Source organism: Nonomuraea endophytica, assembly GCF_014203235.1.
Classification (GTDB): domain Bacteria; phylum Actinomycetota; class Actinomycetes; order Streptosporangiales; family Streptosporangiaceae; genus Nonomuraea; species Nonomuraea endophytica.
The window spans coordinates 691,901-713,869 of sequence record NZ_JACHIN010000001.1; the positions used below are offsets into that span (position 1 = coordinate 691,901).

The following is a 21,969-nucleotide window of genomic DNA, read 5'->3' on the forward strand; positions in this document are numbered from 1 at the left end:
AGCGGGCATGCACAAACTACGATCAGCCCCTATGCGGGAGGATGAGGCGGAGCCGGGCGTTCAGCTGCCGTCCGCGCCGATGAGCCCGCTGCGCGCGGTCCTGCGGCGCATGGCGCTGGCCCTGGGCGTGCTCGGCGCCGTGTTCCTGCTGGTGGCGGTCGATCTGGACGGCTACCGCGACAACGCCGACGGCACCGTCTCGCTGCTCGACGCCCTCTACTACGTGACCGTCTCGCTCTCCACCACCGGATACGGCGACATCACCCCGGTCACCGACACCGCCCGGATCGTCAACATCGTCGCGGTGACCCCGCTGCGCGTGGCCTTCCTGATCATCCTGGTCGGCACCACCCTTGAGGTGCTCACCAAACGCACCCGCGACGTTTTCCGGATCAGACGCTGGAGGTCCAGGTTGCACGACCACACACTGATCATCGGCTACGGCACCAAGGGCCGCTCGGCGATCCGCACGCTGCTGGAGAACGAACGCGCCAAGGAGTCGATCGTGGTGATCGACCCGGTCCGCGCGCTGGTCGAGGAGGCGACGGAGGACGGCTTCGTGGGCGTGCAGGGCGACGCCACCCGCAGCGAGGTGCTCAACCGCGCCGGCATCAGGACGGCCGCCCAGGTCATCATCGCCGTCCAGCGCGACGACACCGCGGCCCTGGTGACGCTCACGGCGCGCAGCCTCAACCCGTCGGCGACCATCGTCGCGGCGGTGCGGGAGGCCGAGAACGACCCGCTGGTCAGGCAGAGCGGCGCCGACGTGGTCATCACCTCGTCCGAGGCCGCCGGCCGGATGCTGGGCGTGGCCACGCAGAGCCCGGCGATCAGCGCGCTCATCGAGGACTTCCTCGTCTTCGGCAAGGGCCTTGACCTGTACGAGCGCGACGTCACCGCCGACGAGGTGGGCAAGTCGCCGGCCGAGTGCGACGGCATGGTCATCGCGGTGGCCCGTGGCGGCGACCTGCTGACCTACGCCGACCCTCAGGCCCAGACCCTGCGGGCCGGTGACCGGCTCATCGTCATCCACGTTCCGCGGGTATAGCGAAGCCGTACGGCAGCTCAAGGCGGTGCGCGGCGAGCAGGTCGGGGTCGGCGAGCAGCGTGCGCGTGGGCCCGTCGGCGGCGATCACGCCGCCCGACAGGATGAGCGAGCGCTCGCACAGCTCCAGCGCGTACGGCAGGTCGTGCGTCACCATGAACACGGTCACCTCCAGCGAACGCAGGATCTCGGCCAGTTCCCTGCGCGCGGCCGGATCCAGGTTGGACGACGGCTCGTCCAGCACGAGGATCTCCGGCTCCATGACCAGCACGGTCGCGACCGCCACCCGCCGCCGCTGGCCGAAGGACAGGTGGTGCGGCGGCCGGTCGGCGAACTCCAGCATGCCGACCCGGTCGAGCGCGTTCTTGACCCGGCGTTCGAGCTCCTCGCCGCGCACGCCCGCGTTGGCGGGGCCGAAGGCGACGTCGTCGCGGACCGTCGGCATGAACAACTGATCGTCGGGATCCTGGAACACCAGGCCGACGCGCTGCCGGATCTCCTTGAGCGTGTCCTTGCGCACCGGGGTGCCCGCGACGGTGACAGTGCCGTGCCCGGCGGTGAGGATGCCGTTGAGATGCATGACGAGCGTCGTCTTGCCGGCACCGTTGGGCCCCAGCAGCGCGACCCGCTCGCCGCGCCCGACGGCCAGGCCCACCCCGAACAACGCCTGCGTCCCGTCGGGGTAGGCGTAGGCGAGGTCCTTGACCTCCAGCGAGTAGTTCACCACGCCATCATCCCCAGTACGGCCAGCGCCCCGCCGGGCAGCGCCAGCGCGATCACCCATTGCCGCACGCTCGCCGAGAACTCCTGCACGACCGGCATCCGGCCGTCGTAGCCCCGGCTCAGCATCGCCAGATGCACTCTCTCACCCCGTTCGTAGGAGCGGATGAACAGGGCCCCGGCCGAACGCGCGATCACCGGGATGTGCCGCATGTTGCGCGCCTCGAACCCGCGCGACTCCCTGGCGACCTTCATCCTGCGCATCTCGTCCACGATCACGTCCATGTAGCGCAGCATGAACATGGCGATCTGCACCAGCAGCGACGGCACCCGCAGCCGCTGCGCGCCCATGAGGACCGCCCGCGGCTCGGTCGTGGCGGCCAGCAGGATCGAGGCGACCACGCCGAGGGAGGCCTTGGCCAGGATGTTCCAGGCCGCCCAGAGGCCGGGCACGCTCAGCGAGAGCCCGAGCACGGTGGTCCGCTCCCCCATCCCGATGACCGGGATGAGGAAGGCGAACAGGACGAACGGCAACTCGATCACCATCCGCCGGGCGATGAACGTCAGCGGCACCCGCGCCAAAGCCGCCACCGCCCCGAGCAGCAGCGCGTAGCATCCGAACGCCCAGAACGCCTCGCGGGGCGTGGCCACCACCACGATGGCGAAGGCCAGCACCGCGAGCAGCTTGCACTGCGGCGGCAGCCGGTGCACGAGCGAGGCCCCCGGCCGGTAGAGCTGGTGGTGATGGCCCGCGCCCATGGCCTACGCCTCGGCCCTGACCTTACGGCCGCGCACCGCGTACGCGATGCCGGCCGCCACCAGCAGCGTCAGGCCGACGCCGATGATGCCCGCGACACCCACCGGGATGCCGCCCACGTCGCCGTAGTCGGCCAGCGCCCACGTGCCGAACAGATGGTCGGTGGTCTGGTCGATGAACCCCTTGTCCTCGGCCACCCGCTCCAGCCCGTCGGGCGAGGAGGAGGCGAAGAAGGAGACGACGCCCGCCAGGATCAGCGTCACGCCGAGCCCGCCCAGCACGAACGGTCGCACCCCGGCCTTTTCGGTGGTGTCCGGCCTTCCGGGGGCCTCCGTGATCGAGCCGTCGGCGCCGCGGAGCACGAGCGGCTTGGCCAGGCCGGCGGCGCCGTACACGAGATCGGGGCGGACCGCCAGGACGGCGCCGACGGTCACCGCGGTGATCAGCCCCTCGCCGATGCCGATCAGGACGTGCACGCCGCCCATCGCGGCGGCCACCGCGCCGACCTCGATCGGCGCGGTGCCGCCGATCGCGAACAGGGCGGTGAACGCCAGCGCCGAGGCCGGCACCGAGATGAGCGCGGCCAGGAAGGCGGCGACCGTGATCGCGCCCTTGCCCGCGGCGAAGCGGGTGATCAGCCGGAAGACGCCCCAGCCGACCAGGACGGTCACGATGCCCATGATGGTGATGTTGACGCCCAGTGCGGTCAGTCCGCCGTCGGCGAAGAACAGTCCTTGGACCAGGAGCACCACGGCCACGCACAGGACACCTGTGTACGGACCGACGAGTATCGCGGCCAGCGCGCCGCCGAGCAGGTGACCGCTGGTGCCGGCGGCCACCGGGAAGTTGAGCATCTGGACGGCGAAGATGAACGCCGCCACCAGGCCCGCCATGGGCGCCGTCCGGTCGTCGAGCTCGCGCCGGGCGCCGCGCAGGCAGACCGCGACCCCCGCTGCCGCGACGACCCCGGCGGAGATGGACACCGCCGCGTTGAAGAAGCCATCGGGAACGTGCACGACTCCTGCCTCTCAGTAAGGGGGGATAACGTCCTTACGATAAGGCATCGCCTTGCACCTGCACATAGATGGCATTTAGCGAAGAATTCTCCGGAGAATCGCTCTCGGCGTCAGCTTCCGCACGACCGTGCTCAGCCGTCCACGCCCCGAAGTCGCATACGGCCGCACACTCCGCAGCACCGCGCCCCGCCACCAGCGCCGCGCCGCCGGCACCCCCACCGCGCCGGTCTCGATCCGGAAGCGCGCGGGCGGCCCGCCGAGCTCCAGCTCCAGATAGGCGTCCCAGGTGCCGGGCGCGAACCGGCCCACCGCGGGCCGCGCCGCGAAGGCCCCGCCGGGCAGCGCGGTCACGCGCTCGGTCCGCTCGCTGCCCGTGCGCCGCTCCTTCCACACCAGCCCGCGTACGGCTCCCGCCTCCACCGCCGACCCGCCGACCGTGATCTCGCCGTCGAGCAGCAGCCGATGCCCCAGCCCCCAGCGCGTCCTGGTGATGCGCACGCTGCCGGGCACCGCCAGCACGTGCCCGCCGACGTCCAGGCTGAGGTTCCCGTTGTCCCTCGTGAAGTACGGCAGCGCCACCACGTTGCCGATCAGCCGGGGCGACGGCCTGGCCAGCCCGCCCTCGCGGTTGGCGCCCAGCCTGCCCAGCCGGGTCACGCCCTCCAGCTCGACCGCGACATACGCGTCCCACACACCCGAGGCGAGCTGGGCCGGGTCGATGCGCACGGTGAACTCGCCGCCCTCGCACTCGGCCGGCACCACCAGCTCACCGGCCGGGTCGTGCCTGGCCCGCAGGATGACCGAGACGCCGTCGTTGTCGCGCATGCCTTCGAGCCGGGCCGTACCGGTCACCAGCAGCCGCTCGGCCTCCCAGCGCAGCCCGGTCAGCCGCCGCAGCACGGTCGCGCTCTCGATGTCGGCCAGGCGCAGCAGCCGCTCGATGTCGCCCAGTGCCGCCAGGCGCTGGCGGTCGGTGCTGTTGAGCCGCTCGGCCACGCCCGGCGTCAGGTACTCGTCGCAGAGCGCCGCCACCTCGGCCGCGATGTCCTTGCGCCGGACGTCGTCGGCCTCCAGGAACGGCGCGCCGAGCTGGGCGAAGGCGTCGAGCCTGAAGTGCCGCCTGAGCAGATGGTCGCGCAGCGGGCCCGGCTCGATGTGCCTGGTCATGAGCTCGATCGGGGCCCGGATCATGGTCAGCCAGGAGATCGGGTCGCGGCTGCCGGGCTGCTGCATGATGCTGCTGCCGTCGGGGCGGGCGGTGAGGTGGTAGCAGTCGTAGTCGGCGACCACGGAGATCGTCTCGGCGTGGCAGTAGGCATGCACGGAGAACTGGATGTCCTCGCCGATGAGCTGGTCCTCGGCGAAGCGGATCGTGTGGCGCTCCAGCATCTCCCTGCGGAACAGCTTGAAGCAGCTCAGGCTGTTGTAAACGGCGCTCTCGCCCAGCTCCACCCGGTCGGCGCTGCGCTGGAACATCGACACCGGCGCGCGCCTGCCATGGCCGACGATGCGGCCGAGGACGATGTCGGAGCCGTTGCGGTCCGCCATCGCGACCATGCGCTCCAGCGCCTCGGCACCGAGGTAGTCGTCTGCGTCGCAGAAGAACACATAGCGGCCTGTGGCGTGCTCCAGGCCGACGTTGCGCGGCTTTCCCGCGCCGCCCGAGCAGGGCTGGTGGACGACCTTGACGATGCTGCGGTGGTAGGTCGCGTAGAGGTCGAGCAGCTCGGCGCTGCCGTCGTCGGAGCCGTCGTCGATGACGACGATCTCCTTCTTCACGCGCTGGATGAGCGCGGAGGTCAGACATCGGTCGAGGTAGGTCCTGCAGTTGTGGGCCGGGATGATGACGCTGACGTCCGCCGCATCCTCGTCGCACCCCGTCGTCGTATCAGCCACAGCCGCGCCCCTCAGCCGTCACAATCTGCTTGTACTCCGTTTCAGTATGTGACGAGGAACGGCTCTCGCGTGGGCGATCGGGCCTCTTGGTGTGCCGTTTTCCTCCGCCGCACCTGTCGAAATTTCCGGCTAAATCGCCTTATCAGCGGCTATGTGGAGCATCGAATTCCGTTCAGGGGAAGCACTTCTTCCACCCGGGGGATAAGAACAACCCCGAAGGGAACAGTGCCCTACCCCCTGGCCACGGCCGTGATCCGCGCTCAAGGCTCGCGCGTCTACACTCAGGCAACCTTGACCGGGAGGTGGCAGGTTATGGGAAACAGTCTCTACAAGCAGCTCGTGGCCCAGGCCAAGGTGCTTTACGCGGCCGAGGACATCCTCGCTTCAGCGCGGCTGAAGGAGCTCTACGAATGTTCGGAACTGCTCCGCCGTACCAGGACCAGGGCTGAGGACATCGTGCTGGAGGCGCGCATGATGCTCGCGGAGGCCGAGCGCCACGGCGACCCCGAGCGGATCGTCGCGCTCAGCGCCCAGGTCGACCAGGCACGCGCCGCCTACGACAAGGTGCTCGACGCCTACGTCACCCTTTGCTGCCGCATCCACGAGGAGCAGAAAGCCCTCCTCGACGATGGCTTGTCAGGAGTAGCCTGACGGGTTAACGTCAGGCCATGCCTGACTGGAAAGACAAGCTGCACTGCTCCTTCTGTCACAAGAAGAGCACCGAGGTGGCCAAGCTCATCGCCGGCCCCGGAGTCCACATCTGCGACTCGTGCGTGGCCCTGTGCGACCAGATCCTCGAAGAGGAGAAACTGGCCGAGAGCACCGAGCCGCGGCTGCCCATGTGGGAGACGATGAGCGACGACCAGATCCTCGACCACCTGCCGAAGATCGCCGCCGTCCAGGCCCAGATCAACGACAACATGCGGGACTGGGTATCGCATCTGCGAGGCCGAAACGTCAGCTGGGAACGCATCGGCGCCTCGCTCAGCATGACCAAGCAGTCCGCCTGGGAAAGATTCAAAGAGCCTTCCGGGTAAACCTCTGTGACTGCTGAGGCGTCTCCCAGCAAAGGGAGGCCCGCATGCGCCTGCTTGACGGCCTCGCGGCACCGGAGCTCAGCGACCTGCAGCTGGAGTTGACGCTGATCGCGGTGCTGCACGAAGAGGCAGAACGACTCGCCGCCGAGTGAACGGGCTCCAGCTCCCCGGCCGCCCCGGGGAGCTGGAGCAGGGGACCAGCTCCTCAGTCGTCCCTGGGGGCTGGAGCACGTGGTCAGCTCTAACCGACTCAGGGAACTGGAGCAGGGGCCAGCCCCCTAACCGACCCAGGGAACTGGAGCAGGGGCCAGCCCCCTAACCGACCCAGGGAACTGGAGCAAGCGGTCAGCGGAGCTGGCCGCGTACCGCGCCCATCGGGAACCTCTTGTTGTGGACGTTCACGTAGTAGCGGTGCGGCCACCTCGTGATGGCGCGCAGCTCGCTCCAGGTGAGCGTGGTGGCGGCGTTGGCGGCGTTCTGCCGCTTGACCGCCCTGACGCAGCCCTTCGTCGACCCGTCGGACGGCGTCCTGAGCGTGACGGTGATGTCACCGGCCACGCCCCTGGCGCCGCGGTGGATGTGGGCGGCGGTGGCCGGGTGGATCTTCCTCACGGTCAGGACGTAGCACAGGCGCTTCCCGTGAACCCGCCAGAAGAAGGCGCCCGACCCATTCCGGTCACCAGGACCCGGGACTTCCTGCTTGCCGCTAAGCCTGACCCTCCTCGCCCGATAATCAGCCGCCGATGTGGTGGAGGCGGATGTGGTGGCGGCGGACGCCGCTGTAGTGGCGACCGTCGAGGCGGCCGCTGCCGTTGGGCCGGCGACCGTTGGGGCGGCCGCTTCCGTTGTAGTGGCAACCGTTGTGGTGGAGACAGCTGCCGTTGGGGTGAAGACGGCTGCCGGTGGGGCGGTGGCGGCCGCCGGGATGGAGCCGCCCAGTAGGGCGGCAGCCGCCGTGAGGCCGACGACTGCCAGGTGCTTGCGCATGGGAACGTTCCTCCCATCCGACTACGGGACACTCCCAGCACGGATCGCCCGGCCGCCGGGTTCGCCCAGCAACAAGGAAGCACCCAAACGGTAAGCCACCTTTCCCCACCCAGCCACACCCCCACCCAACGGCCCTACCAACCACCCATCAGACCGCCTCCACCCACCCGCCTCACCACCCACCCGCCTTACCAACCACCCCCGCCAGACACCCTCACCGACCACCCCGCCAAACGCCTCACGCCCGACCGCTCACCCCACCGGACCACCACCCCACCGCACGCCCGACCGGACACCCACCCAGGCCACCCCTGCCGAACATCGCACCCGCCACCCCACCGGGCCACCGCCCCACCGAACACCTCACTGGGCCACCGTGCCGATCACCCGCCGCCACCCCACTGCGCGCCTGACCCGCCACCTCGCCGGACGCCCGCCAAAGCCCCCCGAACACCCCCACGGGGCACCCCAGCGACCACCTCACCGGACGCCAAAGGAACTAGCCGTGGCGAACCCGTCAGTCGCCGCCTGCGGCCGCGGCGATCACGTCGTTGAGGACCTCCCGGGAGCGGACCAGGTCGGCGATCATCCCGTCGATCCGGTCACGTTCCAGCGTGAGCTCGTCCACCAGCGCAGGAGTGGCGATGGCGGCAGGGCCCCCGTCGGAGTCGCGCATACAGGGCAGCACCCGAGCGATCTTCCGACTGTGCAGCCCCGCGGCGAACAGCTCCTGAATCCGGATGACCCGGTCGACAGCGCTCTCGGGGAAGTCGCGGTGCCCGCCGGGCGTACGGCCGGCCACCAGCAGGCCCTGCTGCTCGTAGTAACGCAGCGACCGCTCGCTCACACCGGCCCGCCTGGCCAGCTCGCCGATCTTCATCTCCATCCCCCTCCGACCCCGATGTTAGGCCCTGTACACCGAACCAAGCGCTTGCTACGCTCCGCCCATGGTCTCCACGATGGTCTGGGGTACCGGCAATGTCGGCCGCGCGGCCATCCGCGCCGTCGAGGCCAACCCGGATCTGGAACTCGCCGCAGTGATCGTCCACAATCCCGACAAGGTCGGCCACGACGCAGGAGAGCTCGCCGGCCTCGGCCGCGACCTCGGCGTCACCGCGAGCACCGACGCCGAAGCGGCGTTGTCGGCCCGCCCGGACGCCGTCGTGTACGCCGCCTCCGGCGAAATCCGCCCCGACGAGGCGCTCGCCGACATCGTCAAGGCCATCAGGGCCGGCGCCGTCGTCGTCACCCCCTCCCTCTACGCCCTCTACGACCAGCGCAACGCCCCGCCCGAACTCCGTGAGCCCGTGCTGTCGGCCATCGCCGAGGGCGGCGGCTCGCTGTTCGTCTCCGGCGTCGACCCCGGCTGGGGCAACGACGTGCTGCCGCTGCTGATCAGCGGGCTCGGCTCCGTCGTGGACGTCATCCGCTGCCAGGAGATCTTCGACTACTCCACCTACGACCAGGAGGACTCCGTCCGCTACCTGGTCGGCATGGGCCAGCCGATGGACTACGAGCCGCCCATGCTCGCGCCGACAATCCCGTCCATGGTCTGGGGCGGGCAGATACGGCTCATGGCCCACGCCCTCGGCGTTGAGCTCGACGAGATCCGCGAGACCGTCGACCGGCGGGCGCTCGACGCGACGGTGAGCACGGTGACGATGGGCAAGTTCGACGCCGGCACCCAGGGCGCGGTCCGCTTCGAGGTCCAGGGCGTCATCGGCGGCGCGCCCCGCATCGTCATCGAGCACGTCACCCGCATCCACGCCTCCTGCGCCCCCGACTGGCCGACACCGCCGGACGGCGTCGGCGCGCACCGGGTGGTCATCGAGGGCCGCCCTCGGATCGAGGTCACGGTCGAGGCCACCGACGAGGACGGGAACCGCTCCGCCGGCGGCAACGCCACCGCCGTCGGCAGGCTGATCGGCGCCATCGACTGGCTCCTGGCCGCCGAACCCGGCCTGTACGACGCCCTCGACGTGCCCCTGAGGCCCGGAAGGCTGACATGACAACCGACATTCCCGGCGACGCCGCGTCGCCGCCGCGCTCGCGGGCCCGGGGAGGCTGACATGAGGATCGACATTCCCGAGGGCAAGGACGCCATCGAGTACGTCTGGGGCGAGATGGTGCCCGGAATCGGCCCCGCCGCCTCGCACTTCTCGCTGTCGGTGTACGCCCACACCACGCTCGGGCTGCGCGAGTTCGAGGCGGCCCGGCTGCGGATCGCGCAGATCAACGGCTGTGTCTTCTGCCTCGACTGGCGGACCGAGCGCGACGGGCAGAAGGTCGAGGACACCTTCGCCGACGCCGTGACCGACTGGCGCACGACCGACGCCTTCGACGAGCGCACCCGTCTGGCCGCCGAGTACGCCGAACGCTACGCCCTCGACCACCACGCCCTGGACGAGGAGTTCTGGGACCGGATGACGGCCCAGTACTCCCAGCTCGAAATCGTCGAACTGAGCATGAGCATCGGCTCCTGGCTGGCGTTCGGCCGCCTCAACCGCGTGCTCGGCCTCGACACCGTATGCAAGCTGCCCAGCGGAGCCTCGCCCGCCAGAAAGTGAGCGCCAAAGCCGCCACCGCAAGCGGCCCAACGCCCACCACAGCTCCGAAGCCACACAACCCGACCACAGGCTCAAAGCCACACCAGCCCAAGCCCACCACAGGGCCGAAGCCGCACGGGCCGAAGCCCACCACCAAGCCGAACAAGCCCGAGCCCACCACGCTCGAACCCGAGTGAATCCCGTGCGAGCCCCCGCCCACCGAATCGGCCCAGCGTGAGACCACGGAGCCGACCCGGGGCGACCCCGCCCGCACCAAGTGATGTCAAGGCGCGAATCCGTCGAGAGTGAGGAGTGATACATGTCGGGTGTCTCCCGTCGTGGCTTCATCGCTGGAACCGGTTCTCTCCTGGGCGCCGCGGTCCTGGCCGGTCGCGCCCCCGCGGCACGCGCCGCCGTCATCACCTCGGGCGAGCGCGTGCCCGCCCTGGTGATCGGCACCGGGTACGGCGGAGCCGTCGCCGCCCTTCGCCTGGCAGAGGCGGGCGTGGCCGTACACATGGTGGAAATGGGGATGGCGTGGGACACGCCAGGCCCCGATGGCAAGATCTTCTGCAGCACGCTCGCCCCCGACCAGCGCTCCTATTGGTTGCGTACGCGCACCAAGGCCCCCCTCAACTACTTCCTCGGCTTCCCCATCGACCGCGACATTCCTCGCTACACGGGCATCCTCGACGCGGAGGAGTTCAGCGGCATCACCGTCTACCAGGGCCGCGGCGTCGGCGGCGGCTCACTGGTGAACGGCGGCATGGCCGTGACGCCCAAGCGCGAGAACTTCGCCACGGTGCTTCCCTCGGTGAACGCCGACGAGATGTACGCCACCTACTACCCCCGCGCCAACGCCGGTCTGGGCGTCGGCCTCATCGATCCCGCGTGGTTCGACACCACCGCCTGCTACCAGTACTCGCGCGTCGGCCGTAAGCACGCGCAGCGCTCCGGATTCCCGTTCGTCTTCGTTCCCGACGTCTACGACTGGGACTACATGAAGCGGGAGGCCGCCGGAACGGCCACCAAGTCAGCCCTGGCCGGAGAGATCCTTTACGGCAACAACCACGGCAAGAAATCCCTGCAACAGACCTACCTAGCCCGCGCCAGGGCGACCGGCAGGGTCACCATCTCCGCTCTCCACAAGGTCACCTCTGTCACCCCCGCGTCCGGCGGCGGCTACACCGTCGTCATCGACCAGCTCAACACCAGCGGCGCCACCACCGCCACCAAGACCGTCACCGCCGACCGCGTCTTCTTCGCGGCGGGCAGCGTCGGCACCAGCAAGCTCCTGGTGAAGCTGAAGGCCACCGGCGCGCTACCCAACCTGAACAACGAGATCGGCAAGGGCTGGGGCGACAACGGCAATGTCATGTGCGGCCGCGCCAACCACCTCTGGGACCCGACCGGCAAACTCCAGTCGACGATCCCCTGCTCCGGCATAGACAACTGGTCAGCCGGCGGCGCCTTCGCCGAGGTGGCCCCGCTGCCGACCGGAATCGAAACGTTCGCCTCGTTCTATCTCTCGATCACCAAGAATCCGAACAGAGCCGCCTTCACCTGGAACTCCGCGACGAGCTCGGTGGACCTGAACTGGCAGACAGCGTGGAAACAACCGTCCATCGACATGGCCAAAACGATCTTCGACAAGATCAACGCGAAAGAGGGCACGATCTACCGGACCGACCTGTTCGGCATCTACAAGATCTGGGGCGATCATCTCACGTACCACCCGCTCGGCGGCGCCGTACTCAACAAAGCCACCGACAACTACGGCCGCCTGACCGCCTACCCCGGCCTCTACGTCATCGACGGCGCGCTGATCCCAGGCAACACCAGCGTGAACCCGTTCGTCACCATCACCGCACTGGCCGAACGCAACATCGACACCATCATCGCCACTGACCTCTGATCACCGCCACCCCCGGCCCAGGGTATGAATCTGCAAGATCTCCTGAGCCGGGGGTGTCCGCTTCGCCTTGACCGGGTCAGCGGATGCCCTCATCTTTCCCACCCGCCCCACGAGTCCGCAGGTGAATGGCAAGATGCGCCTACATGTGCCATCTGCCCAGAAAGACGTGGCGCGGCCACTTTTCAGCTAGTGCGCTGTGCGCACGACCTTCGTCGTGAGCTCGAAGATGCGAACAATGTTCCCATCCGTCCCGTCTCGGGTCTGCCCGGTATCCCGAAAGATGATCCAGTAGCGGCCCGCGAGGTACTCCCGATGCTCCAGTGCCCCTGGCTGGGTCCTGACGAACAGGTCGTCGTACGCGTCACGCAGCGAATCGTTTGGGTCTACCCGAAGATAGATTTCTTCCCTATCCCCCATTTGACCATTTTCGCACGTCAGAGCCGGTGCAAGGTCTGCCCGCCGTACATCTTCCTTGGCATTTCCCCCGCGCACCACCCGCAACGCCGACCACAGCCGACCTCACCCACCCAAATCCCCAACAGCCGGGCGAGCCCTCAAAGTGAAGCCCCACCCCCAAGATCACCCCGAAAGCGACCAACAGCGGCACACAGCCTTGACTCCAGGCGAAGCACGCCCACTTTCTATTAGGAAGCTTTCCAAAAAGTGCACCCCTGAAGTCACCACATGCGCTTGAGAAAGCCCACAGCCCTATCCACAGCGACCCTCCTCGCCGCAGCCACCCTCGCCATCATCGCCACCCCCGCCCAAGCCACCCAGCCAGCTGTACGGCCGGCCACGAGGGCATCAAGACCGCCTGGGCATACGGCACCGGCGGCTACGGCGTCCGAATCCACGTCACCCAACCCACCCCCCAAATCGGCTCCTGGAGCGAGGTCAGCCCCTGCGTCACCCCCGGGCAGCGATCGGAATACACGCCGTACCACAACAGCCCCTTCGCAGTGGCAGGCATCGCCTACTGCTAACCCCCACCCCTTGAAAAAGGAGGAGTGAGGCCACCCATTCCCACCACCAAAGCGCCGCCCCACAGCCGGAAGCAGACCCCTTACCAGGGCCCCTCCGGGCCGGGAGTAACTCCTCTTCGCCGGGCCACAAGGAAAGGCGAGAGTCGAGCCCAGCTGACGCGACTCGCATATGTCTTCGGCGGTGCGCTTTTGATCGCCGCAGGCATCCATCACTGACATTAAATAAGCGGCGTTCAGCCGCCCGGAAACCCTGAAGCATAATCCAGTTCACCGAAAGCCGCATTTCGATTGGGCCCGGTTTACGCAAGTCGAGACGACCTCACCAGCGAGCAGCGTCAGTGGTTGGGCAGTGTCGGATGCGGAGCGATGGGCACGACACCATGCATGTCGTTGGTGAGGGCCCATCGGCCATGACCACGCCACTCACCATCGATGAACAGAAGATCGGGCGAGTAACCTTCGTAACGAAAGTCGTAGCGCTGGACCAGTTTGATGGAAGCCCGGTTATCGGGCCGAATCTGCGCTTCCAGCCGATGCAGCCGTAGCTCCTCGAACGCATGCCGTAGCACCAGGCCAAGACCTTCTGACATGTACCCGCGACCCGCGTAGGGCGTGAAGGTGGCGTACCCCAGCGAGCCACTCTGGAAGCATCCACGAATGATGCTGTTGATATTGACATTGCCCGCGATGGCACCAGTCTCAACGAGACAGACCAGCAACCCTTCGGCGGATCGTCCCTCGTCAAAGCGACTGAGGAACGCCTGGAACGCGTCTGGAGTCGCCGGCAGGTTCAGCTTGACGCTGGCACGAACTCGTTCAAGAAACTCGTCTTGATCGTGCATGGTGATACGCCGCAAGACCACGCGAGAAGAACACCCCAGGTCAACATCAGGCGCCACTGCAGTCTGCTCGCCCCGTTCGATCTCGCCGTTTTCCATCACGGACGAAACGCTATCGCGCGACGGCGCTTCGGGCAGATCGGCGGCCACCATCAGAAGGAAACGCCTACCCAACAGAAAATCCACCAGCGCCAACCCCCGCCTCCCGCAGAACGGCAAGCCCACAACCGCCCCGCAACGGCATAGCCGAAACCACCGGTCATAGGCGTCAAGCATCTCCCAGGGCAGGTCTACGACAACCTAGTGATCTACTGGACGCGCGAACGCCTCGCCGCTACAGAGTTGATCTGAGCCTTCGCCGTCGCTGGGCCGGCTGACGAAGCCGCCCAAGCCCCAGACGGTGTAGATGGCACCTTTCGCGCGGAGAGCACGCATGACCTCGTGAGCCGTCATACGAGCGAAGGAAGCTGCGTGATGCCAACCAAACCGTTCTCGCAACGCCGGAAGAGCCCCAAGCACCGTGGTACTCGAGCCCAACAACGAGGGTTCGGTCTTCCCACTACATGGGCGGCTCGGCCGACTACGTCTAGGTGACCACCCCCGGACGGCCAGAAGACCAGGAAGGGGGCGTCCGCGACGTTCAGCTCTGGATCAACATGCTGCCCAAGCTCTGCACCTACCGCGCACAGAAGAAAGACCACGAACGCGCTATGGCAAAGCAGAAATGCTGCGCAAAAGCCGGGGTGGGCTTCCTCACGCAAGAAGAAGGATCACAGCCGCCCGGCATCCAAGCGCCGCTGCTGTGCCGTCGGCGAGTACTGCGAGAGCTACCCAGCCCGGCCCAGCATCATCGGCCTGCGCCGCACCTTGAGGGCCGCGCTGAACCAGGCGATTCGCGAAGAGCTGATCACGAAGAACGTCGCGGCCCTGACCGAGACCCCGATCGCGGACAAGACGAAGAAGTCCCGCCAAAAGATCGTTTGGAGCGTCGACGGAGCCCCGGCGCTTCCTAGAGCACGCCCAGGGCGATCCGATCTACGCGGCCTACGTCCTCATCCTCCTCCTCGGCCTCCGACGTGGTGAGGTGCTCAGCCTGTCCTGGGACTGCGTCGACTTCGACGGCGAGGAGGTGCACATCGCCCGCCGCCCACCCGCGTGGGCGGCCAGCTCCTGCACCGGGAGACCACCAAGACCGACCGCTCCGCGGACTCGCGGTCCCTCCTCGGAATGTGCATCGCCGCCCTGCGCAGCCGCCAGAAGATCCAGGAGGAAGCCAGCGACGCGGCGGGAGACAAGTGGACAGACTCCGGCCTTGTCTTCACCACCAAGTGGGGCACGCCCATCGAACCACGCAACCTCAGCCGGGCCTTCGACGCCCACTGCAATAGCGCCGGAGTGCCACGCATCCGCGTCCACGACACCCGGCACACCTGCGCCTCACTCCTGGCCGCGCTCGACGTCCATCCACGGGTGGCGATGCACATCCTCAGGCACGCAGATCTCCGTGACCATGAACGTCTACACCCAGATCCCCGGAGACCCGCAAGGCCTTTGACCGACTGAACGCCAGCCTCGATAAGAACCAGCCCAACTCATGACACATCACCAGCAGGACCTAACCGGGGGGCCTGCTCGTTCGATCGGCCCATTAGAAAGGACGGCGCTTCGCTAAGCCACTCCTCACTCAGCCTCGCTCCTGTGGCGAGTTCGATGGCGGTTAGAGCGGCCGCTCGCCAGCTTTCCCCCTTCTGCCAATCGAAATAGGGAAGGACGGCCTGCACCTGCGGCCACTGATCCCACTCTGGCAGCCCCGTTGCTTCCTCGGCGTACATGGCGTTGAACGAGAGCACCATCTCGCCGTCAACGGCAAAGCCAACCGAATTGGTGGCATTGACGTTCCAGTAGGCGCTGTAGGCTCGCCCTCCCGCGCTCAGCCGGGGAAGAACCGGCGGGTAGACGCCTTGAAATCCGTTGTACTCGAAAAGTGCCACGTACCGATCCGAGCGATCGACGAGCATCGCCCAAGGCGCGTCATCCGACAGGTCGAGGAACACCTCCTCATGCTCGAAGGTGTCCGTCTCATAGACCTCGTAGTGTCCTGCCTCACTCACCCGTTCACCAGTCTCCGCGAGACTCAACGCAGACCCGTCGTGAGGCACGAAGACCGTCCAGCAGAGGGCCTCTCCCAACCAACTGCCGTCGAGCAGTTGCCTGTAGTGCAGATATGTCTGCTGCGCCACCTCATCAACCATGCTTGACCTCCATCGGCCATGACGAGAAGGAAGGATCATCGCAGGAAGGGCTGGCAGAAGTCGGAGAGGTTGCACTGTGGAGATCACAAAGGCCCTTCGAGATCTTCCCGAAGGGCCTTCGAAGTGCAGAGCCGACGAGGGGAATCGAACCCCTGACCTTCTGTTTACAAGACAGATGCTCTGCCGATTGAGCTACGTCGGCACGGCCCACCAGTGTAGACGGTCACCCGCGCCGATGACGAGCCACCTCGTACAAGGTAACCCCAGCAGCCACCCCAGCATTCAACGACTCGGCCGCGGCCTGCATGGGAATCCTGGCCAGCGCATCACACTGCTCCCGCACCAACCGGGACAACCCCTTCCCTTCCGACCCGACCACGACAACGAGGGGCTCGGTGAAGAGGGAGACGTCGCCGATCTCCACGTCCCCTTCCCCGTCAAGCCCCACGACGAAGAGCCCGGCTTCCCGGTACTCGCGCAGCGCCGCGGTGAGGTTGGCGGCGCGGGCGACGCGGAGGTTGGCGAGGGTGCCGGCGGAGGTCTTCCAGGCGCCGCCGGTGACCCCGGCGGAGCGGCGGGAGGGGATGAGCATGCCGTGGGCGCCGAAGGCGGTGGCGGAGCGGGCGATGGCGCCGAGGTTGCGGGGGTCGGTGACGCCGTCCAGGGCCACGATCAGCGGGACTTCGGCGGCGTCTGCGGCCAGGGTGACGAGTTCGTCGGGGTGGGCGTAGTCGTAGGCGGGGATCTGCAGGGCGATGCCCTGGTGGACGGCGCCTTCGGTCAGGCGGTCGAGTTTGTCGCGGCTTACTTCCAGCAGGGCGATGCCCTGCTCTGCGGCGATTTTGATGGAGTCGCGGACCCGGTCGTCGTTCTCCAGGCGCTGGGCGACGTAGAGGGCGCTGGCGGGGACGCCTGCCAGCATGGCCTCCAGGACCGGGTTGCGGCCGCCGATGTATTCGGGGGCGTCCTCGGAGCGGCGCTGGCGAGCCGGTTGCCGGCCGGCGCCGCCTTTGGCCTCGCGGGCTATGCGTTCCTCGCGGGACTTGTCCTTGAACCAGTGGCGCATGTGGGCGGGCGGCGTCGCGCCCTTGCCCTCAAGGCTGCGCCGCTTCTGCCCACCGGTGCCCTTGGCCGGGCCCTTCTTCTTCGCCGGTCGACCGGACGCCCTACCACCTGCTGCCATGGGACCAAGGGTACCGGCGAAATTCAGCGCGCCAGTTCCCAGCGCGGACCGTGCGGGGTGTCCTCGACGACGATGCCGAGGGCGGTCAGCTGGTCGCGGATGGCGTCGGCGGCGGCATAGTCCTTGCGCTCCCTGGCGGCCTTGCGCTGCTCCAGCGCCACCGCCACCAGCGCGTCGACGACGGGCTTGAGGTCGGAGCCGCCGGTGCGCCACTGGGGCGAGCGGGGGTCGAGGCCGAGGACGTCGAGCATGTTCTGGGTCTCGGCCAGCAGGCGGGCCACCGCCTCCTTGTCGCCCTTGGACAGCGCGACGTTGCCCTCTCTGACGACCTCGTGGATGACGGCCACGGCCTGTGGGGTGCCGAGGTCGTCGTCGAGGGCGTCGACGAAGGCCTGGGGAAGGGGCGCGTCGGCGTCCACGTCGTGGATGACCTCGGCGGCCCTGGTCACGAAGCCCTCGATGCGCTGGTACGCCGCTGCCGCCTCAAGCAGCGCCTCCTCCGAGTATTCGATGGAGGAGCGGTAGTGCGGCACGGCCAGGTAGTAGCGCAGCTCGACCGGCCGCACCTTCTTCACCAGGTCGGGGATGAGCAGCGAGTTGCCCAGCGACTTGCTCATCTTCTCGGCGCCGATCTTGAGCATGCCGTTGTGCATCCAGTAGCGGGCGAAGCCGTCGCCGGCGGCCTGCGACTGGGCGATCTCGTTCTCGTGGTGCGGGAAGATCAGGTCGAGCCCGCCGCCGTGGATGTCGAAGGTGGGGCCCAGGTATTTGGTGACCATGGCCGAGCACTCCAGGTGCCAGCCGGGCCGCCCGGGGCCGAACGGCGTCGGCCAGGTCGGCTCGCCCGGCTTCTCGCCCTTCCACAGCGCGAAGTCGCGCGGGTCGCGCTTGTGGGAGTCGTCGTCGCAGTCGAAGGCGGGCCGCATGTTCTCCAGCCGCTGGTTGGACAGCGAGCCGTAGCGGTCGGCGTACGAGCGCACGTCGAAGTAGACGTCGCCGCCCGAGGCGTAGGCGTGGCCGCGCTCGATCAGCCGCTCCATCAGCGTGATCATCTCGGGCACGTGGCCGGTGGCGCGCGGCTCGACGGTGGGCGGAAGGCAGCCCAGCGTGTCGTAGGCCCAGGTGAAGGCGCGCTGGTTGCGCTCGGCCACGACGAACCAGGGCACGCCTTCCTCGGCCGACACCCTGATGATCTTGTCATCGATGTCGGTGACGTTGCGGCAGAAGGTCACGTCGTAGCCGGAGCGCGTCAGCCAGCGCCTGAGCACGTCGAAGTTGACGCCCGAGCGGATGTGCCCGATGTGCGGGGGCGCCTGCACGGTGGCCCCACACAGGTAAATCGACGCCCGGCCGGCTTCGACCGGAACGAATTCACGGATGGCGCGCGTGCTGGTGTCGTAAAGGTGCAGGCTCACGGAAGAAAGGCTAACGCCTCGGGTGGCGTCGCATGCCGACAATCACCCCTTGAGAAAGACCTTCTCCGGACGTACCCGGACGATCAGCCTTTCCGCCCCCGCATGCTCCTCCCAGGCCCCACCGGTGTACTTGCGTGACAGCTCCTGGATGAGGTCGCCGGCCGGGTCGTCTTCCAGGGTGACAACGCCGCGTACCTCGGCGTAGCGGAAGGGGTTGTCGGGGTCGATGACGACGATGCTGGTGCGCGGGTCCCGCTCGTAGTTGCGCGGTTTGCGCCGGCCCTTGACGGTCGAGAACAGGATGTCGTCGCCGTCCAGGCGCACCCAGATCACCGTCGACTGCGGCCCGCCGTCCGGATTGATGCTGGTCACCGTCGCGTAGTTGGGGCCGTCGAACAGCCTCCGCACCTCGTCGGAGAGCTCTGCCATGGAATCTCCCTTGATCGCTTGCTGTCACCCATTCTTCTGTAGTCTCGAAATCGCCATGGAAGTGACTCCCCCCTCCACGCTGCGCCGCCTGGGCCTCGCCCTTGCCGGACTCGCGGTGGCCGCCCTGACCGGCGCCGCCTGCGCCCTATCCTTCGACGACCTGCGTGAGCTGGCCATCCTCGGCGAGGCCCGGTCTGACCTCGCGTTCCTCTATCCGGCCGCGTTCGACGCGGTGCTCGTGGTCGCGCTGACCGGCGTCCTGCTGCTGCGCGCGGCCCGGCCGCTGGTGCGCGCCCAGGCCGCGGCGGCGCTCGTGCTGCTGATCGTCGCGGCCGCGGCGGTCAACGTGGCGACGGCGCTGCGTTTCTCCTTCGATGTACGGCAGGCCGCCCTGGGCGCGGCCCTCGCCCCATGGATCATGCTGGCCGTGGCGCTGTGGTTGTGGCTGCTCCTGATCAAGCACGTGCAGGCGGGACGCGCGGCCGTACCAGAGGAGGCGGAGCCCGAGCCGGACATCGTGCCCTTCCATCGGCCAGAACCACCGAAGACGGAGGAGCAGCCGCCACTGTCGGAGCGGGTCACCCGCTGGTCGGCCCCAGAACCGGAACCGGAACCCGAGCCGGAAAAAGAGCCTGAGACAGAAGAGGCTGAGCCCGTGCGCTGGGGCGACCGCGTCAAGCCGACCGACGTGCTCGTGCACCCCAGGACGCCCGAGGTCACCGACCGGGACGCCGACACCCAGCCGGTGAGGGTGTTCGTGGAAGCGGAAGTGGAAACCGAAGAGGCACAGGTCGCCGACCCCGGCCACGGCCCCGAGCAGGCCGACGACAGCGAGCGTGACGGGGCCCAGGCGCCCTCGGGACGCCTGCGCAGCACCCCGTTACCGCCTGAGGAATGAAAGTTTGACCGTACGCCCACGGCCCCCTGACCCGGGTGAGGGAATCAGCCAGCCGTGGCGATCATGTCGTGGGTGCCGGTCCCCGAGGGAAGCGACTTCCCTCTGCTCAACCTCCCTTTCGGTGTGTTCTCGCGCCGCGGGGAGCTGCCGCGCGTGGGGGTGGCGATCGGCGAATACGTCCTCGACATGCACCTGCTCACGACGCAGGGCGCGCTGCCGCCCGCGTACTGGTTCGCCAGCGGCACGCTCAACTCCTTCCTCGCCGCGGGTCCGAGGGTGTGGCACAACGTCCGCGCCGACCTGCTGGAGCTGCTCACCGACGAGAGCCGCAGGCCGCACGTCCTCCCGGCGCTGACGCCGATCAAGGAGGTGCGGCTGCACCTGCCGTTCAACGTGGCGGACCTGCTGCTGTTCCAGACGTCGCTGGAGCACGCCACGAACGTGGGCCGCATGTTCCTGCCGCCCGAGCGCGACCCGCTGCCCCGCACGTGGCGGCACATGCCCGTCGGCCAGTACGGCAGAGCCGCCGCCGTCACCGTGTCCGGGGCGCCGGTCGTGCGCCCGAGCGGCCAGCTGAGACGCGGCCAGGTGGGCCCGACGGCCAAGCTGGACCTGTCGGCCGAGCTGGGATACGTGGTCGGCGTGCCGTCGGCGCCGCCGTACCCCTTGAGCACCTCGGAATTTCCCGCCCACGTCTTCGGCGCCGTGCTGGTCAACGCCTGGCGGGCCTGGGACCTGATGGCGTGGGAGGCGCGGCCGATGGGGCCGTTCCTGGGGCAGGCGTTCATGGTGACGATCTCGCCGTGGGTGGTGCCGCTGTCGGCGCTCAACCACGCGCGTACGGCCCAGCCGGTCCAGGACCCCGAGCCGGCCGACTATCTGGCGATCAAGGACGACGTGGCCATCAGGGCCGAGCTGGACATCCGGCTGAACGGCCTGACGGTCGCCAAGCCCGAGTACCAAGGGCAGTACTGGACCGGCGCGCAGATGCTCGCGCACGCCTCTGTGACGGGCTCTCCGGTGCGCACGGGCGATCTCCTGACCACGGGGCCGATCGGGGGCGCCGGCACGCTCCTGGACCTCACCTGGAACGGCAGGGACCCGCTCGGGATGCCTGACGGCTCCGAGCGGGTCTTCCTGCGCGACGGCGACATGGTGCGCGTCTCCGCCTCCGTCCCCGCGGCCGATGGTTCGCGCCTGGGGTTCGGCGGGGTCGCGGGGACCGTCTATCCCGCCGTCTAGATCTTGCCGCCGCGGCTGCGGCTGCGGCGCAGTCCCGCCACGAGGCCGACGCCGACGACTGCCAGGACGACCTGAAGGACGAGTTCGATCCAGTCGGGGCCCGAGGTGTTCTCCACGCCGATCGCCTGGGCGATGAGCGTGCCGACCAGGGCCGCGACGATTCCTACGACGATGGTGAGGATCCACCCGATGGCCTGCCTGCCGGGAATCAGCAGCCGGCCGATTGCGCCGATCACCGCGCCGATCACGATGGCGCCGAGGATGGACTGGATGGTCATGTGGGCACCTCCCGGTGAGTGTGAGACCTTCACACCCACAGCCTGAGGTCTACCCCGTCGTCCGTGAATATGCCTACGCGGCGGGACCTGACGTTCCCGAGCCTCGCGTGGCCTGCATGCGGGCCACCAACCAGACGCCGGCCACCGCGAGCACGAGCTGGAGAATGTGCTCCAGCCAGTCGATGCCGCGGGTGTCGGCCCAGCCGAACACCTGGGCGATCAGCGTGCCGAGCAGCGCGGCCACGATGCCGACGATGAGCGTCAGGCCGATGGACATGTTCTGCTTGCCCGGCACCAGCAGCCGGCCGAGCGCGCCGACGATGGCACCGATGACGATCGCCGAGACGATGGCTCCGATCATGACAAGGTCCCCCCAGATCCACTTGCCGCTTCACAAAGGGTTTACCCGACATCACGGAGAGCTACGCATGGGAAGCGCGGCGGTCCGTACCGCGCCAGTGACGGACCGCCGCACCCCTGAGTCGGCGGGCAATGGCGCCACCCGCCGGGATACCTCAACGCATCCCGACA

Annotated in this window: 22 protein-coding genes and 1 tRNA gene; 9 read left to right on the top strand and 14 right to left on the bottom strand. The window is 68.2% G+C overall.

Annotated elements, in window-relative coordinates; translation table 11 throughout:
- The first annotated feature begins 31 nt into the window (after positions 1-31).
- Positions 32-1,048 carry a potassium channel family protein gene (locus HNR40_RS03195; RefSeq protein WP_221339902.1) on the top strand — a complete coding sequence of 339 codons (1,017 nt, stop codon included), beginning with the start codon at positions 32-34 and terminating at the stop codon, positions 1,046-1,048.
- On the opposite strand, the gene HNR40_RS03200 is transcribed toward HNR40_RS03195, so the two are convergent.
- From HNR40_RS03200 to HNR40_RS03215, 4 genes are all read right to left on the bottom strand, one after another.
- Positions 1,026-1,769: an energy-coupling factor ABC transporter ATP-binding protein gene (locus tag HNR40_RS03200; RefSeq protein WP_184958162.1), complete on the bottom strand. Its 744-nt coding sequence runs from the start codon at positions 1,767-1,769 to the stop codon at positions 1,026-1,028. The two genes, HNR40_RS03195 and HNR40_RS03200, sit on opposite strands and share 23 nt — an antisense overlap.
- Positions 1,766-2,524, bottom strand: a complete 759-nt coding sequence (gene cbiQ, locus HNR40_RS03205; RefSeq protein WP_184958165.1) for a cobalt ECF transporter T component CbiQ — start codon at positions 2,522-2,524, stop codon at positions 1,766-1,768. Before cbiQ ends, HNR40_RS03200 begins: the two co-directional genes overlap by 4 nt.
- Before the next feature lie 3 nt (positions 2,525-2,527).
- On the bottom strand, positions 2,528-3,538 hold the full coding sequence (locus tag HNR40_RS57040) for an energy-coupling factor ABC transporter permease (protein ID WP_184958167.1): 1,011 nt from the start codon (positions 3,536-3,538) through the stop codon (positions 2,528-2,530).
- Between the two features lie 75 nt (positions 3,539-3,613).
- The gene (locus HNR40_RS03215; RefSeq protein WP_184958169.1) at positions 3,614-5,434 is read right to left on the bottom strand and encodes a glycosyltransferase family 2 protein; all 1,821 of its coding nucleotides are present in this window, start codon (positions 5,432-5,434) and stop codon (positions 3,614-3,616) included.
- A 312-nt stretch (positions 5,435-5,746) separates the two neighbouring features.
- On the opposite strand from HNR40_RS03215, the gene HNR40_RS03220 reads away from it, so the two are divergent.
- Both HNR40_RS03220 and HNR40_RS57780 read left to right on the top strand, forming a co-directional pair.
- Positions 5,747-6,085, top strand: a complete 339-nt coding sequence (locus HNR40_RS03220; protein WP_184958171.1) for a hypothetical protein — start codon at positions 5,747-5,749, stop codon at positions 6,083-6,085.
- A gap of 17 nt (positions 6,086-6,102) precedes the next feature.
- Entirely contained in the window at positions 6,103-6,471 is a 369-nt protein-coding gene (locus tag HNR40_RS57780) for a ClpX C4-type zinc finger protein (RefSeq protein WP_184958173.1), read from the top strand.
- Positions 6,472-6,816: 345 nt separating this feature from the next.
- Here the strand turns inward: HNR40_RS57780 and HNR40_RS03230 are convergent, their stop codons facing one another.
- Positions 6,817-7,458, bottom strand: a complete 642-nt coding sequence (locus HNR40_RS03230) for a CHRD domain-containing protein (protein WP_184958174.1) — start codon at positions 7,456-7,458, stop codon at positions 6,817-6,819.
- 517 nt (positions 7,459-7,975) lie between these two features.
- On the bottom strand, positions 7,976-8,338 hold the full coding sequence (locus tag HNR40_RS03235) for a MerR family transcriptional regulator (RefSeq protein WP_184958175.1): 363 nt from the start codon (positions 8,336-8,338) through the stop codon (positions 7,976-7,978).
- Positions 8,339-8,405: 67 nt separating this feature from the next.
- On the opposite strand from HNR40_RS03235, the gene HNR40_RS03240 reads away from it, so the two are divergent.
- The 3 genes from HNR40_RS03240 (at position 8,406) to HNR40_RS03250 (ending at position 11,919) form a co-directional block, all read left to right on the top strand.
- Positions 8,406-9,467 carry an NAD(P)H-dependent amine dehydrogenase family protein gene (locus HNR40_RS03240; RefSeq protein WP_184958176.1) on the top strand — a complete coding sequence of 354 codons (1,062 nt, stop codon included), beginning with the start codon at positions 8,406-8,408 and terminating at the stop codon, positions 9,465-9,467.
- A gap of 60 nt (positions 9,468-9,527) precedes the next feature.
- Positions 9,528-10,025 (top strand): carboxymuconolactone decarboxylase family protein, encoded by a 498-nt coding sequence (locus HNR40_RS03245; protein ID WP_184958178.1) that lies wholly within the window; start codon positions 9,528-9,530, stop codon positions 10,023-10,025.
- 298 nt (positions 10,026-10,323) lie between these two features.
- The gene (locus HNR40_RS03250) at positions 10,324-11,919 is read left to right on the top strand and encodes a GMC oxidoreductase (RefSeq protein ID WP_184958180.1); all 1,596 of its coding nucleotides are present in this window, start codon (positions 10,324-10,326) and stop codon (positions 11,917-11,919) included.
- 1,318 nt (positions 11,920-13,237) lie between these two features.
- On the opposite strand, the gene HNR40_RS03255 is transcribed toward HNR40_RS03250, so the two are convergent.
- Positions 13,238-13,927 carry a GNAT family N-acetyltransferase gene (locus HNR40_RS03255; protein WP_312896234.1) on the bottom strand — a complete coding sequence of 230 codons (690 nt, stop codon included), beginning with the start codon at positions 13,925-13,927 and terminating at the stop codon, positions 13,238-13,240.
- Between the two features lie 1,041 nt (positions 13,928-14,968).
- Here HNR40_RS03255 and HNR40_RS57785 point away from each other — a divergent pair.
- Positions 14,969-15,304 (top strand): tyrosine-type recombinase/integrase, encoded by a 336-nt coding sequence (locus tag HNR40_RS57785; RefSeq protein WP_221339903.1) that lies wholly within the window; start codon positions 14,969-14,971, stop codon positions 15,302-15,304.
- A gap of 29 nt (positions 15,305-15,333) precedes the next feature.
- Here HNR40_RS57785 and HNR40_RS03265 read toward each other — a convergent pair whose 3' ends face one another.
- The 5 genes from HNR40_RS03265 to HNR40_RS03285 form a co-directional block, all read right to left on the bottom strand.
- Complete coding sequence (locus HNR40_RS03265) at positions 15,334-15,993, bottom strand: DUF6461 domain-containing protein (protein ID WP_184958182.1); 660 nt, start codon at positions 15,991-15,993, stop codon at positions 15,334-15,336.
- 129 nt (positions 15,994-16,122) lie between these two features.
- Positions 16,123-16,195 (bottom strand) — tRNA-Thr (locus HNR40_RS03270).
- A 21-nt stretch (positions 16,196-16,216) separates the two neighbouring features.
- The gene (gene rlmB / locus HNR40_RS03275) at positions 16,217-17,176 is read right to left on the bottom strand and encodes a 23S rRNA (guanosine(2251)-2'-O)-methyltransferase RlmB (protein WP_184958184.1); all 960 of its coding nucleotides are present in this window, start codon (positions 17,174-17,176) and stop codon (positions 16,217-16,219) included.
- A gap of 23 nt (positions 17,177-17,199) precedes the next feature.
- A complete protein-coding gene (gene cysS / locus HNR40_RS03280; RefSeq protein ID WP_184958186.1) occupies positions 17,200-18,591 on the bottom strand; it encodes a cysteine--tRNA ligase in 1,392 nt (463 codons plus the stop codon).
- A gap of 42 nt (positions 18,592-18,633) precedes the next feature.
- Positions 18,634-19,020 carry a PPOX class F420-dependent oxidoreductase gene (locus HNR40_RS03285; RefSeq protein WP_184958188.1) on the bottom strand — a complete coding sequence of 129 codons (387 nt, stop codon included), beginning with the start codon at positions 19,018-19,020 and terminating at the stop codon, positions 18,634-18,636.
- A 55-nt stretch (positions 19,021-19,075) separates the two neighbouring features.
- On the opposite strand from HNR40_RS03285, the gene HNR40_RS03290 reads away from it, so the two are divergent.
- Positions 19,076-19,918: a DUF2637 domain-containing protein gene (locus HNR40_RS03290; protein WP_184958190.1), complete on the top strand. Its 843-nt coding sequence runs from the start codon at positions 19,076-19,078 to the stop codon at positions 19,916-19,918.
- A 63-nt stretch (positions 19,919-19,981) separates the two neighbouring features.
- Entirely contained in the window at positions 19,982-21,160 is a 1,179-nt protein-coding gene (locus tag HNR40_RS03295) for a fumarylacetoacetate hydrolase family protein (RefSeq protein WP_221340036.1), read from the top strand.
- Here the strand turns inward: HNR40_RS03295 and HNR40_RS03300 are convergent.
- The gene (locus HNR40_RS03300; RefSeq protein WP_184958194.1) at positions 21,157-21,438 is read right to left on the bottom strand and encodes a GlsB/YeaQ/YmgE family stress response membrane protein; all 282 of its coding nucleotides are present in this window, start codon (positions 21,436-21,438) and stop codon (positions 21,157-21,159) included. The genes HNR40_RS03295 and HNR40_RS03300 overlap by 4 nt on opposite strands.
- Positions 21,439-21,511: 73 nt before the next feature.
- Positions 21,512-21,799 (bottom strand): GlsB/YeaQ/YmgE family stress response membrane protein, encoded by a 288-nt coding sequence (locus HNR40_RS03305; RefSeq protein ID WP_184958196.1) that lies wholly within the window; start codon positions 21,797-21,799, stop codon positions 21,512-21,514.
- Positions 21,800-21,969: the final 170 nt, after the last annotated feature.

Coding starts and splice junctions, on each gene's coding strand:
- HNR40_RS03220 (WP_184958171.1), top strand. CDS start 5,747: ATGGGAAACAGTCTCTACAAGCAGCTCGTGGCCCAGGCCAAGGTGCTT.
- HNR40_RS03265 (WP_184958182.1), bottom strand. CDS start 15,993: ATGGTTGATGAGGTGGCGCAGCAGACATATCTGCACTACAGGCAACTG.
- cbiQ (WP_184958165.1), bottom strand. CDS start 2,524: ATGGGCGCGGGCCATCACCACCAGCTCTACCGGCCGGGGGCCTCGCTC.
- HNR40_RS03300 (WP_184958194.1), bottom strand. CDS start 21,438: ATGACCATCCAGTCCATCCTCGGCGCCATCGTGATCGGCGCGGTGATC.
- HNR40_RS03250 (WP_184958180.1), top strand. CDS start 10,324: ATGTCGGGTGTCTCCCGTCGTGGCTTCATCGCTGGAACCGGTTCTCTC.
- HNR40_RS03305 (WP_184958196.1), bottom strand. CDS start 21,799: ATGATCGGAGCCATCGTCTCGGCGATCGTCATCGGTGCCATCGTCGGC.
- HNR40_RS03245 (WP_184958178.1), top strand. CDS start 9,528: ATGAGGATCGACATTCCCGAGGGCAAGGACGCCATCGAGTACGTCTGG.
- HNR40_RS03285 (WP_184958188.1), bottom strand. CDS start 19,020: ATGGCAGAGCTCTCCGACGAGGTGCGGAGGCTGTTCGACGGCCCCAAC.
- HNR40_RS57785 (WP_221339903.1), top strand. CDS start 14,969: ATGTGCATCGCCGCCCTGCGCAGCCGCCAGAAGATCCAGGAGGAAGCC.
- rlmB (WP_184958184.1), bottom strand. CDS start 17,176: ATGGCAGCAGGTGGTAGGGCGTCCGGTCGACCGGCGAAGAAGAAGGGC.
- HNR40_RS03195 (WP_221339902.1), top strand. CDS start 32: ATGCGGGAGGATGAGGCGGAGCCGGGCGTTCAGCTGCCGTCCGCGCCG.
- HNR40_RS57780 (WP_184958173.1), top strand. CDS start 6,103: ATGCCTGACTGGAAAGACAAGCTGCACTGCTCCTTCTGTCACAAGAAG.
- HNR40_RS03235 (WP_184958175.1), bottom strand. CDS start 8,338: ATGAAGATCGGCGAGCTGGCCAGGCGGGCCGGTGTGAGCGAGCGGTCG.
- HNR40_RS03295 (WP_221340036.1), top strand. CDS start 19,982: ATGTCGTGGGTGCCGGTCCCCGAGGGAAGCGACTTCCCTCTGCTCAAC.
- HNR40_RS03230 (WP_184958174.1), bottom strand. CDS start 7,458: ATGCGCAAGCACCTGGCAGTCGTCGGCCTCACGGCGGCTGCCGCCCTA.
- HNR40_RS03290 (WP_184958190.1), top strand. CDS start 19,076: ATGGAAGTGACTCCCCCCTCCACGCTGCGCCGCCTGGGCCTCGCCCTT.
- HNR40_RS03240 (WP_184958176.1), top strand. CDS start 8,406: ATGGTCTCCACGATGGTCTGGGGTACCGGCAATGTCGGCCGCGCGGCC.